Raw genomic sequence first — 13,072 nt, forward strand, 5'->3', positions numbered from 1 at the left:
AACCCACACCCCTACAACTCCATCTCCTCGAACTCCTCGACATCGACCCACTCGAGTGGTGTTGACAATCAGCCACGTGCGGAATGCAGGGCTAGTCGTCGTGACAGCCGATCTGGTCGCCGATCTCGTTCGGGATGCCGAACGGGCTGCATTCGAGGGCGCTGCCCTCGCCGATCTTCTTCCAGCTGCCGGCGGCGTACTCGAAAACGATCACGCCGTCGCCCTGCTGCCCCGGGTCGACAGCGATCACTCCGGCCGTCGCCCACCGGCGTGCGCACGTGATGTGCTCCGGGTCGATCCGGTGGGTGCTGCCCAGCCCCGATGCCGTCTGTAGGGTCGCGGCGCTCACCGGGCAGGCGGCCTCGGTGCTGGGCGACGTGGCGGGTGCCGCGCCGGGGGTCGGCGTCGCGCCGCTGGATGGCGTCGCACCGGAGGGCGTGGCGCTCGGTGCGGACGACGTGGCACCGGAGCCGGCCACGGGATCGGGCGACGCGGTGGTGCAGGCCGTCAGCCCTGCCAGGACGGTCAGCGGCGCGAGGACGCGTAGGACTGCCAGATTCATCGTTCCCCCATGGTCCAGCGTGAATCGTCGATGCCCGTTACACGCCCGGCGGAGCACCCGGGTTGCGGCCGGACGTTCGGACCGTAAGTCACGACCAGCACCACGCTCCGCGCAGCCCGACATACGCCCGGTGGTCACCGGCGGGCCCACCCGGGCGGTGCTCCGGCATCGCCCGGATGGGTCGCCGGCCCTCCGGGGTGGCCACGTCGAAGGCCCGGATAGGCTGGCCGCGCTATGGATTCCCGTACCGGTCTACCCGTTGTCGGCATGGTGGGTGGCGGCCAGTTGGCCCGGATGACCCATCAGGCCGCGATCGCCCTCGGCCAGTCACTGCGCGTGCTCGCGGCGGCCCCCGACGACGGCGCTGCGCTGGTCGCCGCCGACGTCCAGTACGGCGATCACACCGACCTCGCCGCGCTGCGCACCTTCGCGAAAAGCTGCGACGTGGTCACCTTCGACCACGAGCACGTGCCCAACGAGCACATCCGCACGCTCGCGGCGGAGGGCGTGACCCTGTACCCGCCGGCGGACGCGCTGCTGCACGCCCAGGACAAGCAGGTCATGCGGGAACGCCTGACCGAGCTGGGCGCACCGAACCCCGCGTGGCGGCCCGTCGGCGAGCCGGGCGAGCTGGTCGACTTCGGCACGCAGGTCGGCTGGCCGGTGGTGCTCAAGGCGGCCCGGGGCGGCTACGACGGTCGGGGCGTCTGGATGGTCGACGACGCCGCCCAGGCCACCGAGCTGGCGAGCACGCTGCTCGCCGGTGGCACCCGGCTGATCGTCGAGGAGCGGGTGCCGCTGCGCCGCGAGTTGGCCGTGCAGGTGGCCCGCTCGCCGTTCGGTCAGGTGGCCGCGTACCCGGTGGTCGAGACGGTCCAGCGCGACGGCATCAACGTCGAGGTGCTCGCCCCGGCGCCCGGCCTGGACGAGGAACTGGCGCTCTCCGCCCAGCAGCTCGCGATCGACCTGGCCACCGCGCTCGGCGTGGTCGGCCTGCTCGCCGTGGAGCTGTTCGAGGTGCGCGACGCGGCCGGCCGTCCGGCGATCGTGGTCAACGAGCTGGCGATGCGCCCGCACAACTCCGGGCACTGGACCATCGAGGGCGCCCGGACGTCCCAGTTCGAGCAGCACCTGCGGGCGGTGCTCGACTACCCGATGGGCGACACGGCGCTGACCGCGCCGGTGGTCGTGATGGCGAACGTGCTCGGTGGCGAGCCGGGCGGAATGTCGATCGACGAGCGGCTGCACCACCTCTTCGCCGCCGAACCGGGCGCGAAGGTGCACCTCTACGGCAAGCAGGTGCGCCCCGGCCGCAAGGTCGGCCACGTCACGGTGCTCGGCGACGACCTGGACGACGTACGGGCGCGGGCGGCGCGGGCCGTGCGCTGGCTGCGCGAGGGGCACGAGTGACCCCCACGGCCGCGAATCGAGGAGAGTCGACGTGAGCACGGTCGGGCTGATCATGGGCAGCGACTCGGACTGGCCGACCATGCGGGCGGCGGCCGAGGTGCTGGACGACTTCGGAGTGTCGTACGAGGTCCGGGTGATCTCGGCGCACCGGACTCCGGTGGCGATGATCGAGTACGGCCGTGACGCCGCGGACCGGGGCCTGAAGGTGATCATCGCCGGTGCGGGCGGGGCCGCCGCCCTGCCGGGCATGGTCGCCTCGGTGACCCCGCTGCCGGTGATCGGTGTGCCGGTGCCGCTGAAGCACCTCGACGGCATGGACTCGCTGCTGTCCATCGTGCAGATGCCGGCCGGCGTTCCGGTGGCCACGGTGTCGATCGGCAATGCCCGCAACGCCGGCCTGCTGGCCGTACGGATCCTCGGCGCCACCGACGAGGGCCTGCGTGCCCGGATGGCGACCTACCAGCAGGACCTGGAAGAGCTGGTGGCGCAGAAGGAAGCAGCCCTCCAGGCCACGCTCCGCTGATCCCTGCCGCGCCCCCGCGATCCTGCACTTTGGGTCGTCGTTACGCGGCATTCGCACCTTTTGCCGCGACAGAAAGTGCAAGATCGCCGGGGGCTGCGGCTCTATCTCATGCCGCGGAGGGCGGTTTGTAGGCGTTCCTGGGCTCGGCGGCGGCGTTCGTTGCTGGCGCCGAGCACCAGCAGCAGGATGCCCACCGGGATCAGCGCCAGCCACGGGCCGAGACTGAACAGGGCGTGGATGGCGGCGATCGCGGTGACCGACGCACCGACGATCACCGGCGCCTGTTGACGGCTCGACGAACCGAAGATCAGCACGGCGACCGCGCCGAGCAGCAGGAGCATTTGCCGCAGCGTGCTGGTCTCGGTGGCCAGCACGATCGCCAGCGTCGGCACGAATGCGGCGACCAGCGCCGGCCCGTACGCCACCCAACTGCTCAGGTCCGGACGGTGGCGTAGCTCCAGTACGCCGACCAGCAGGGCCAGGGCGGCGAACGGCAGCGTGTACGCCTCGGGCAGCGCCACGTCGGCGACCCGCATCAGGATCCACCAGGCGGTGATCTCGCACGCCACCACCGACCAGAACAGGATCCGTCGTTCCACCGGCCGGCGGCCGGGCCGGGTGGCCGCCACCCCGAGGACCGCGCCCCACGCGGCCAGCAGGGCGGCGATGTGCCGGGGCGAGTCGAAGGCGAGAGCCAGCGCGATGAGCGCGGCCGCGTACCCGCTCCACTGCACGGTGGAGGCTTCGCGCTGCGCCTCGGGTCGGCGCAGGCGGGGCAGGGTCGCGGCGAACACCTGCAGGGCGGCGCCGACGGCGAGCACCCCGAACGCGGACCAGACCGCCGCCAGGCCGACGACGAGGCCGGCGGTGAGGACGAAGAGCTGTGCCATCAGCGAGGTGAACAGCCAGCCGAGGATGCGGGCCCGCTGGGTGGTGCCGAAGAGCGCCGCCACCACGCCCACGCCGACAGCGCCGCCGAGGGTGAACAGGGTGAGTTCCCGGGTGGCGAGGCTGCCGGCCAGGCCCGCGCCTCCGGCGGCCAACCCGATGACGAACACCAGCACCCGGGCGAGCCGCAGGGAGCGGGCCGGTTCGACAAGTGGTGGTGGCGGGGTCAGCGCGAGGCCGAGCATCGCGATGGTGAAGACGGAGAGCGCGGCGAGTGTGCTGGCCGGCCAGCCACTGCCCAGCGCGATGGGCGCGATCAGCAGGGTGACGGCCGCACCGGGCAGCACCACCGGCACGGCCCGGGACCGTCGTCCGCCGCTGAACCCGGTGGCGGCCAGCGCCGCGGTCGCGGTGAGCAGCAGCGCGGTCAGCACGTGGGTGGGATCGACCACGTCCGGCGGTGGGGTACGCAGCTCCGGCGGTGGCCCCTGCCAGATCCGGGTCAACGTCCGGTGCGGCTCGACCAGGGCGGCGATCAGGGCGGGCGCGATCGAGACGAGCGCCAGGACGGTCGGCAGGGCAGCGGCGGCCAGGGCGCCGGCGGACGGGCTGACCCGCCACCGCCGGTTCTCCGGGTCGTCGGGCAACCGGCGCAGTGCCCCGTTGAACAGCACCGTCCACCGGCGGACCGGTTGGGCCGAGCCGGTCGGCGGCACGGTCGCGGCCCGGATCAACTCGGCGAGTACACCGAGCAGGGCGGCGGCGGCCGCGTAGACGCCCGCGGCGAGACCGGTGGGGATCGCCGCGAGCGCGCTGATGGTGGCACCGCCGACCACGGCCACGCTGACCCAGGGCAGATACTGCGGTACGTGTCGCCGGACGGCGGCAACGGCGGCCAGGCCGAGGCTGGTGGCGGCCAGCGCGGCGGTGAGCACCACCTGCGCGGAATGGTGGAACTCGGCGGACAGCGCCGCCACGGCGCCGGGGAGGGCCAGCAGCGCGGCACCGGTCGCCGCGCCGCCGATCTGCACCAGGTGCGGCGGCATCCCCTCGGTCTCGATGTCGGCCACCTGCGGCCCGGCCAGGACGCGGGCCAGCGTGGCCACCACCACGCCGATCAGCGCGATGCTGCCCAGCGCCAGCGCGGTCGTCCACGGCCGGACCAGGCCGGCGCCGGCCGCGTGCAGCGCCACGACCCCGGCGACGGTGGCCCGGGACAGCGCGGCCCGGGCCTCCTCGGTGGCCACCGAGGCCATCCCGAAGACGGTGGCGACCATCCCGCCGACCAGGACCGGCGACCACCAGGGCAGGTCGAACGCGGCCGGTGCGCCGATCGTGGCGAGCACCACGGCCACGCCGGAGACGTCCCAGCGCCAGGGTGGCGGGAGCAGAATGCCGGCGGCGACGGCCAGCAGCGCCAGCGCGACCGGGGCCTGCCAGGTGGCGCCGCCGGTCGGCGCGGCCGGCCAGCCGCTCAGATCGCCATCCCAGATCGGGCCGGGGGTCGCCAGCACGCCCACCCCGCCGCGCAGCGCCGTCCATCCGGCGAGCACACCGATGAGTACGCCGCCGACGGCGATGCCGAGGATCGGCCCGCGCCGCCAGTCCTCGGGCATGGCGCGGGCGCCCACGGCGACCACGAGGACGAGGCCGGCGGCCACCGCCAACTGCCCGCCCGGGGTGAGTACCGCCGCGATGCGTACCAGCGTCGCGATCAGGGCGGTGGTCACCGCCGCCGCGGCCAGGTCGGAGCCGTCCAGGGTGAGGTCGGATCGGCGGCCGGCGTCGATCGACGGTGCGAGGAAGAGCAGCACGGCGGCGACCAGCAGTAACGCGCCCACCCACGCGTCGGCGACGGTCGCGCCGGGTGCGCCGAAGGCGGCGGCGGTGACGACCAGTGCGCCGAGCCCGGTGCCGACCGACAGTGGCGCGGGGATGCGCCGCTGGGAGACCTGCACGACGGCGGCGTACCCGAGGGTCACGCAGACGGCCAGGAAGCTCGCCGCGAGCACCGGGACGGTCACCTCGCGGAGGCTGGCCGGCGTGGGGGTGGGGTCGACCGGCATGGTGGAGGCCACGAACGCGGCCACCGCGCCGGGCAGCGCGAAGGCGGCACCACCGGCAGCCCACGCGGTGACCGTGTCGGCGGCCTCGGAGGCGAGTCGGACACGGGAGGCCAGCGCGACCAGTGCGCCGGCCACGAAGAGGGTGAGCAGGACGGCGGCGGTGAGTGTCGGCCGTGCGAGGCTGGCGCCCGCCCCGAACAGGCCCACCACGGCGGCACCGACGCCGTGCGCCAAAGCGGCCCGGCCGGTACGCGCGGAGAGGCCGATCACCCCGATGCCGATCGCGGTGACGACCATCGGCCAAGGCGCGACCGTCCAACCGAGACCGAACGAGGCCGGTACGGCGAGCGCGGTCAGCGCAGCGCCGGCGACCGCGAACTCGCGGCGGATCTCCGGTGGCAGGGCCAGCACTGCGGCGATGGTGAGCAGGAACGCGGCGGCGGCGAGCTGCCAGGTGGTGGGGCCGACCGCGGCGGCCAGCTCGGACGGGTACCGCTCCAGGTCGGCGGCCCAGGCGGGAAGTGCCGCCCGGACCGGCGCCACCCCGGCGCGCAGCGCGCCTCCGGCGACCACCAGCCCGCTGACGGTGAGCGCCACCGCCGAGGCGATCTGTGGGCCGCGCCGGGCGGCCTCGGGGACCGCGCGCACGGCCAGCCCGGTGACCGTGATGACCGCCGCGATCAGCAGCAGCGACCGGCCGGGCAGTGCCACCGAGACGATCCGGCCGAGCGCGCCGATGACCGCCAGGGTGAGGATGCCGGCCGCGACGTCGGGCAGCGGCGGGCGCCGCAGCACCAGCGCGCCGGCCAGGCCGACCACGGCGGCCAGCAGGAGTGCCGCCCCGGCCCCGGCAGCCGTCGGCACGGTCTGCGCCCGGAGCAGGGCGGTGACCGCGTACGCGAGGGCGACCGCGATCGCCGCCGCGTGCAGCAGCCAGATCAGCTCGCGCAGCCCCGGCACCGGGCTGGTCGGGCGGGGGTCGGCGGACCCGGTGTCGACGTCGACGACCTCGCCGGCTTCCTCCGGGTCACCCTCCGGGCGGCTCTCGTTGCCGCGTTGGCGGGGCGTCGACGGCGGGACCGGATCCGGCAGGTCCGGCCCGACGGGCCGCTCGACCGCCACCCCGGAGCGGGTCAGCCACAGGTCGAAGAGGGCCACCAGGGTCAGCACCAGGGCCCAGCCGGCCGGCCCGGTGACCCGGTCGTAGGCCAGCAGGGGCAGCACCGGCTGCGCGGCGAGCACGGTGGCGAACCGGGGTACGCGCAGGCCCGTCCAGCGCGCGTACCCGAAGGCGACGGCCGCGGTGACCGCGAAGATCACACCGGCGAAGACCGCGCCGGTGACGCCGACCCGGTCCACCGCCCAGAGCGCGTTCCCGGCCAACGGCACCAGCAGCAGGCCGACCGCGGAGATCGTCTCGGCGGTCGAGGTGAGGCCGCGCCGGGCCAGTGCCGGTGGGGCGAGCAGCATCAGCGCGGTGGCGAGGAGCAGGATGCCGAGCCGGGCCAGCGCGTCCATCGAGCTGGTCGCCACCGCCGCGAAGACCACCGCGGCCACGCCGAGCAGCAACGCGCCCAGCCCGAGCGGGATGTTCTGCACCTCCCGCGACGACGCCTCCGGTGGATGCTCCGGGTCGTCGGCGTCCAGCCAGGACGGCCGGGGCGGGGGCGGCGGCGGGTCCTCCGGGGCGGGCGGTGTGCCCTGGCGGGGCACCCGCGGCGGGGCGCCGGTGGTGGCGGTCGGTGGGCGTCGGCCGGGGCGGCGACGCAGCACCCGGCGGGGCCGGGTCGCCTGCTTGATCCGTTCCTCACCGGCGTGCGCGAGGATGTCCCGCTGGAAGAGCGCGGCCTGCATCTTGGCGGCGATCTGCCGTTGCTCCCGGGCGATGGCGGCGTCGCGCGCCTTCATCTCCGCGATCGAGCGCTCGATGTCCGCCAGGTGCTCGACCCACTGCGGCTGATCGGCACCGCAGTGCGGACAGCGCACGGCCGGCTTGATCTCCCGACCGCACGAGGAGCACTGAAAGGTCGCCACGACACCCCTCCGCCCGCACTGTGGACTCCCACTGTCGCAGCATGCCCAATACTGGCGCGTTTTTCGACACTTGTCGGCGGGTCCGGGGCAAACAACGACAACGGCCGGCCGCGGAGGGGACTCCGCGACCGGCCGTGAACGTCGGATCCGTCAGGGACGGCCCATGCCCCGGTACTCCCAGCCGGCCTGCGTCCACAGTGTCGAGTCGAGGCAGTTGCGGCCGTCGACGACCTTGCGTCCGGCGACCAGCTCACCCAGGGCGACCGGGTCGGCGTTGCGGAAGTCGGCCCACTCGGTGAGGACGCAGACCAGGTCGGCGTCGGCGACGGCCTCGTTGATGCCGGTCTCGTAGGTCAGCTCGGGTACGGCGCGGCGGGCGTTCTCGGTGCCCTGCGGGTCGTACACGTGCACGTCGGCGCCGGCCTTCTGCAGCAGTGCGGCGACGGCGAGCGCCGGGGCGTCGCGGACGTCGTCGGTGTTGGGCTTGAAGGTGGCGCCGAGCACGGCGATCCGGGTGCCGGAGAAGTCCGGACCGGCCGGCCCGGAGCGGCGGCCGAGCAGGTCCGCGGCGAGCTGGAGGACCCGGGTCCGGCGGCGCAGGTTGATCAGGTCGACCTCGTGCAGGAACCGCAGCGCCTCGCCGGCGCCCAACTCCTGGGCCCGAGCCTGGAAGGCGCGGATGTCCTTGGGCAGGCAGGCGCCGCCGAAGCCGAGGCCGGCCTGGAGGAACCGGTTGCCGATGCGCGGGTCGTATCCGATGGCCCGGGCCAGCTGGGTGACGTCGCCGCCGGAGGCCTCGCAGACCTCGGCCATCGCGTTGATGAAGGAGATCTTGGTGGCGAGGAAGGCGTTCGCGGCGACCTTGACCAGCTCGGCGGTCGCGAAGTCGGTGACCACCAGGGGCACCTCGCGGTCCTCGGTGGCGGCCAGGTCGAAGACGCCCTTGTGCGCGGCGTAGAGCATGCCGTTGGCCCACTCGCTCTTCACGCCGACCACGATCCGGTTGGGGCGCAGCACGTCGTCGACGGCGAAGCCCTCCTGGAGGAACTCCGGGCTCCAGGCCACCTCGACGCCCAGGTCGCCGGGGGTGTGCTTGCCGACCAGCTGCTCCACCCACTCGGCGGTGCCCACCGGCACGGTGGACTTGCCGACGATCAGCGCCTTGCGGGTCAGGTGCTGCGCGAGGCTGGTGACCGACGCCTCGACGTACGACAGGTCGGCGCCCATCCCGTCGGCCCGCTGCGGGGTGCCGACGCAGATGAAGTGCACGTCACCGAAATCGGCGGTTTCCGCGATGTCGGTCGAGAACCGCAGCCGACCGGCGGCGAGGTTGCGCTTGAGCAGCTCGTCCAGGCCGGGCTCGTGGATCGGCACCTGACCGGCGTTCAGCATCGCGATCTTGTCGGCGTCGACGTCGAACCCGAGCACCTCGTAGCCCAGCTCGGCGTAACAGATGGCGTACGTCGCACCGAGGTATCCGGTCCCCAGGAACGTCACCCGCGGCCGAGGTGCGCCCGAGGGCGGCGTCACCGCGGCGATGGCGGGGGTCGGCTGGATGGTGGGGTAGGGGATCGTCACGCCTGTCTTCTCCGCTCGCACTGGCGGCGCGTCGTCGCGTCGCATTCTGCTGCGGCGCCTGGGCGGGCACCGGAGGGGTGGCTCACTGTCTGTCTTCCATCATCGCCCAGCCGCGCGGGTGCTCCGTCATGCCCATGCCTACGCGCCGGTAACATCACCTGAACTGCAGTCGCTAGTCTTCAGTCTGCGCGGTCGGCGGTCGGGAGATATCACAGACTGCGCATGATAGCGGTGAAGGGGAGGGGCCGACATGGCCGCAGGCGAGTCGTTCGACGTCTACCGGTTGCCCGAGGAGCATGAGGCGATCCGGGAGGCGGTCCGTGAGGTCTGCACGGCGAAGGTGGCCCCGCACGCCGCCGAGGCCGACGAGACCGGAGAGTTCCCCAAGGCTTCGTACGACGCACTGCGGGCGGCCGACTTCCACGCACCGCACATCCCCGAGGAGTACGGCGGCGCGGGCGCGGACGCGCTGGCCACCGCCATCGTGATCGAGGAGGTGGCTCGCGCCTGTGCGTCCTCCTCGCTGATCCCGGCGGTGAACAAGCTCGGCACGATGCCGCTGCTGTTGTCCGGTTCCGAGGAGCTCAAGCGCCGCTACCTGACGCCGGTCGCGGCCGGCGACGCCATGTTCTCGTACTGCCTCTCCGAACCGGAGGCGGGCAGCGACGCCGCGTCGATGACCACCCGGGCCGTACGTGACGGGGATCACTGGGTGCTCAACGGGGTGAAGCGCTGGATCACCAACGCCGGCGTGTCGGAGTTCTACACCGTCTTCGCCGTCACCGACCCGGCCGCCCGGTCCCGGGGCATCTCGGCCTTCGTGGTCGAGAAGTCCGACCCCGGGGTGAGCTTCGGCGCCCCGGAGAAGAAGCTCGGCATCAAGGGTTCGCCCACCCGCGAGGTCTACCTGGACAACGTGCGGATCCCGGCCGACCGGATCATCGGCGCGGAGGGCACCGGCTTCGCCACCGCCATGAAGACCCTGGACCACACCCGGATCACCATCGCCGCGCAGGCCGTCGGGATCGCGCAGGGCGCGCTCGACTACGCCAAGGGGTACGTGGCCGAGCGCCGGCAGTTCGGCAAGGCAGTCGCCGAGTTTCAGGGCATCCAGTTCATGCTCGCCGACATGGGCATGAAGCTGGAGGCGGCCCGGCAGCTCACCTACGCGGCGGCCGGCAAGTCCGAGCGCGGTGACGCCGACCTGACCTACTTTGGCGCGGCGGCCAAGTGCTTCGCGTCCGACGCCGCCATGGAGATCACCACCGACGCGGTGCAGCTGCTCGGCGGCTACGGCTACACCCGTGACTACCCGGTCGAGCGGATGATGCGGGACGCCAAGATCACTCAGATCTACGAGGGCACCAACCAGGTGCAGCGGATCGTCATGGCGCGGCAACTCCTGAAGGGCTGACCGGGACTCGGCGCGGCCGGCCGGGGGCGTGCCCGGCGATCAGCGGGCCGGCGGTGCCTCGGGCGTACGTCGGCTCGTGGTCCGTCGAGCCTTTCCCTGGTCGTCGTTGGCATCGCGCAGCCTGCGCATGGTGTCGGTGAGCACGCCGAAGCCCTCCGGCCCGATGGCGCTGAGCACCCGTTCGCGCAGAGACTGGGTCGCGACCCGGGCGATCGACTCGGCGGTCTCCTCGCCCTTGTCGGTCAGTTCGAGGTAGGTCACCCGCCGGTCGGCCTCGCACGCCACGCGTCCGGCCAGCCCGGCCGTGCAGAGACGGTCGGCGAGCTTGGTGAACCCGCCACTGGACATGCCCGCGTCATGGGCCAGGCGGGGCATCGGCATCCGGTGCTGGTCGGCCATGAGCAGGCGCAGCAGCACGTCGGCGGGGCCCTCACCCAGGTCGAAGAGGTCGGCAACCTCGCTCACGATGGCCTCGTGCGTGGCGTTGAAGCCCTCCGCCACCAGCATCCACTCGTCCAGGAGGTCGTGCCCGGTGCCCTGAACGCTGCGTCCGGCGTCGCCACGGTCGGCCGGGAACGCGACTGCGCTCCGCAGGCTGCTCGCCTCTTTCTCCATGGCAGTCTCAACTCCCGTGCGAATCGCCGATGTTCCTCATCGTCCAGGACCGAGGCTAGGCGGCGCGAGCAGCACGCGGGTCGCCAACCCGCTGGCCACGCCCAGCCCGACAGCCGCGGCCGTCCACCACCAGGCCCAGGGAAACAGCCCCCAGACCTCGTCGACGGACCAGCGGCCGGGGCCGGTGAGCGCCAGCGCCGCCGGCAGGATCAGCAGGACCAGGGCGTACTCGTAACCGTTGTGCTGCACCCAGAGACCGTTGCGCCACTTCACCGTGATCGCGACGGTCATCACGCCCGCGGGCAGGTGGCAGCCGACGCATGGGGTGTCTTGGGGGTTTGTCGATGCCTCTGAGCGGTAGTGACTCCCCACACACCGGGGATACACATCCGCCTCTGCCGCGTTGGTCAGCAGAAGAATCACGTTCGTCGCAGCCCTGCCTCGTCACGCTCTCGTTGACGGCGCGCCACCATCCCGCAGAGAGACCGAGATTGATGACGCAGCAGGTGGACACGACCCCGTCCGACACCGTCGACGCCGAGGTTCTGGCCGGTGACCTGATGACCGGCCGTCAACGGGTCCAGCTCGTCCTCGTGCTCGGCGCGCTGATCGCGATCGGCCCACTGACCATCGACATGTACCTGCCGGCACTGCCCGCCATCACGACCGGCCTGCAGACCACCGAGACGGCCGTGCAGCTGACGTTGACGGGCACGCTGCTCGGTCTCGCGCTCGGCCAGTTGCTGATCGGGCCGCTGTCCGACGTGGTCGGGCGGCGTCTGCCGCTGCTCGCAGGCCTGGCCGCACACATCGTGGCCTCCGTGCTGTGCGTCTTCGCGCCCAACATCGCCGTGCTCGGCGTGCTGCGCGTCCTGCAGGGTCTCGGCGTCGCGGCCGCCACCGTGGTCGCCACGGCCGTCGTGCGCGACCTGTTCAGCGGCGCATCCTTCGCGCGGATCTTCTCCCGCCTGATGCTGGTGATGGGGTTGGCGCCGATCCTCGCGCCGACGCTGGGCAGCGCCCTACTGCGGTGGACCGAGTGGCGCGGCGTCTTCGCGGCACTGGCGGTGCTGGGCGCCCTGCTGATCGTCGTCGCCGCGCTGCGACTGCCGGAGACCCTTGCGGTGGCGCGACGCCGACACGGCGGGGTGGCGGCGACCATGCGCGACTACCGGGGGCTGCTCAACGACCGGGCCTTCGTCGGTCTGGTGCTGGTCGCCGGACTGGCCATGGCGTCCCTGTTCGCCTACGTGTCCGGGTCGTCGTTCGTCCTGCAGGACCAGTACGGCCTCGACGAGCAGCAGTTCGGTCTGGCCTTCGGGGCCGGCGCCGTCGGCCTCATCGCGGCCACCCAGTTCAACGTCCGGCTGTTGCGCCGCTACACGCCGCAGCAGATCCTCATCAGCGCCCTGATCGCCGGAACGGCCGCCGGGCTGCTGCTGGTCCTGTTCGCCGTCACCGGCCTCGGTGGCCTGGGCACCCTGCTCGCGTCACTGTGGCTCGTCCTGGCCGCCGCCGGCCTGGCCCTGCCGAACGCTCCGGCGCTGGCCATGAGCCGGCACAGTGAGGCCGCCGGGACGGCCGCGGCGCTGCTCGGGGCCGTGCAGTTCGGCACCGGCGCGCTCTCGGCGCCCCTCGCCGGCCTGTTCGGCACGGGGAGCGTACCGATGGCGGTGGTCGTCGCGGGCGGCATGGCCGCGGCGCTGGCGGTCATGGTGCTGGTCGTGCCCCGCGCCACCCTCGGCACGATCGAGAAGGACCTCGCTGTCGCCCTGCACTAGGGGACGGGCCGGTGTCCCGGCCCGCCCGACGATCAGTTGATCTCGGTGGTGTCCTCGGGGTACGGCTGACCACGCGGCGGCGCGGACCACGGCGACTTGCCGCCCACCCGGCGCGGCAGCGGCACTCTGCGCGCGAACACCTCGCGCCGCTCCTCGGACGTTCAGCGGGCGACATGTCCAGCGGGATCAGCGACGACCGAC

The 13,072-nt window shown here is 73.1% G+C and carries 9 protein-coding genes; 4 read left to right on the forward strand and 5 right to left on the reverse strand.

Annotation, left to right across the window (positions count from 1 at the left end):
- Nucleotides 1–91: 91 nt before the first annotated feature.
- On the reverse strand, nucleotides 92–562 hold the full coding sequence (locus AB0H52_RS28070) for a hypothetical protein (protein ID WP_192580336.1): 471 nt from the start codon (nucleotides 560–562) through the stop codon (nucleotides 92–94).
- 234 nt (nucleotides 563–796) lie between these two features.
- On the opposite strand from AB0H52_RS28070, the gene AB0H52_RS28075 reads away from it, so the two are divergent.
- Both AB0H52_RS28075 and purE read left to right on the forward strand, forming a co-directional pair.
- Nucleotides 797–1,972 carry a 5-(carboxyamino)imidazole ribonucleotide synthase gene (locus AB0H52_RS28075; RefSeq protein ID WP_151490844.1) on the forward strand — a complete coding sequence of 392 codons (1,176 nt, stop codon included), beginning with the start codon at nucleotides 797–799 and terminating at the stop codon, nucleotides 1,970–1,972.
- A gap of 31 nt (nucleotides 1,973–2,003) precedes the next feature.
- Complete coding sequence (purE, locus tag AB0H52_RS28080; protein ID WP_151490845.1) at nucleotides 2,004–2,495, forward strand: 5-(carboxyamino)imidazole ribonucleotide mutase; 492 nt, start codon at nucleotides 2,004–2,006, stop codon at nucleotides 2,493–2,495.
- 101 nt (nucleotides 2,496–2,596) lie between these two features.
- Here the strand turns inward: purE and AB0H52_RS28085 are convergent, their stop codons facing one another.
- Both AB0H52_RS28085 and AB0H52_RS28090 read right to left on the reverse strand, forming a co-directional pair.
- Nucleotides 2,597–7,483, reverse strand: a complete 4,887-nt coding sequence (locus AB0H52_RS28085; RefSeq protein WP_357951231.1) for a permease — start codon at nucleotides 7,481–7,483, stop codon at nucleotides 2,597–2,599.
- A 150-nt stretch (nucleotides 7,484–7,633) separates the two neighbouring features.
- Nucleotides 7,634–9,061 (reverse strand): UDP-glucose/GDP-mannose dehydrogenase family protein, encoded by a 1,428-nt coding sequence (locus AB0H52_RS28090; protein WP_151489352.1) that lies wholly within the window; start codon nucleotides 9,059–9,061, stop codon nucleotides 7,634–7,636.
- A gap of 250 nt (nucleotides 9,062–9,311) precedes the next feature.
- Between AB0H52_RS28090 and AB0H52_RS28095 the strand changes: the two genes are divergently transcribed.
- The gene (locus AB0H52_RS28095; protein ID WP_151489351.1) at nucleotides 9,312–10,475 is read left to right on the forward strand and encodes an acyl-CoA dehydrogenase family protein; all 1,164 of its coding nucleotides are present in this window, start codon (nucleotides 9,312–9,314) and stop codon (nucleotides 10,473–10,475) included.
- 39 nt (nucleotides 10,476–10,514) lie between these two features.
- Here the strand turns inward: AB0H52_RS28095 and AB0H52_RS28100 are convergent, their stop codons facing one another.
- Entirely contained in the window at nucleotides 10,515–11,090 is a 576-nt protein-coding gene (locus tag AB0H52_RS28100) for a MarR family winged helix-turn-helix transcriptional regulator (protein ID WP_151489350.1), read from the reverse strand.
- 36 nt (nucleotides 11,091–11,126) lie between these two features.
- A complete protein-coding gene (locus AB0H52_RS28105) occupies nucleotides 11,127–11,381 on the reverse strand; it encodes a hypothetical protein (protein ID WP_151489349.1) in 255 nt (84 codons plus the stop codon).
- Between the two features lie 203 nt (nucleotides 11,382–11,584).
- On the opposite strand from AB0H52_RS28105, the gene AB0H52_RS28110 reads away from it, so the two are divergent.
- Complete coding sequence (locus AB0H52_RS28110) at nucleotides 11,585–12,871, forward strand: Bcr/CflA family efflux MFS transporter (protein ID WP_357951236.1); 1,287 nt, start codon at nucleotides 11,585–11,587, stop codon at nucleotides 12,869–12,871.
- Nucleotides 12,872–13,072: the final 201 nt, after the last annotated feature.

It is taken from the genome of Micromonospora sp. NPDC050695 (assembly GCF_040654415.1).
Lineage (GTDB): Bacteria > Actinomycetota > Actinomycetes > Mycobacteriales > Micromonosporaceae > Micromonospora.

Bases quoted from the DNA above. Each gene is read 5' to 3' on its own strand.
- AB0H52_RS28070 (WP_192580336.1), bottom strand. From the start codon at position 562: ATGAATCTGGCAGTCCTACGCGTCCTCGCGCCGCTGACCGTCCTGGCA.
- AB0H52_RS28075 (WP_151490844.1), top strand. From the start codon at position 797: ATGGATTCCCGTACCGGTCTACCCGTTGTCGGCATGGTGGGTGGCGGC.
- AB0H52_RS28095 (WP_151489351.1), top strand. From the start codon at position 9,312: ATGGCCGCAGGCGAGTCGTTCGACGTCTACCGGTTGCCCGAGGAGCAT.
- AB0H52_RS28100 (WP_151489350.1), bottom strand. From the start codon at position 11,090: ATGGAGAAAGAGGCGAGCAGCCTGCGGAGCGCAGTCGCGTTCCCGGCC.
- AB0H52_RS28105 (WP_151489349.1), bottom strand. From the start codon at position 11,381: ATGACCGTCGCGATCACGGTGAAGTGGCGCAACGGTCTCTGGGTGCAG.
- AB0H52_RS28110 (WP_357951236.1), top strand. From the start codon at position 11,585: ATGACGCAGCAGGTGGACACGACCCCGTCCGACACCGTCGACGCCGAG.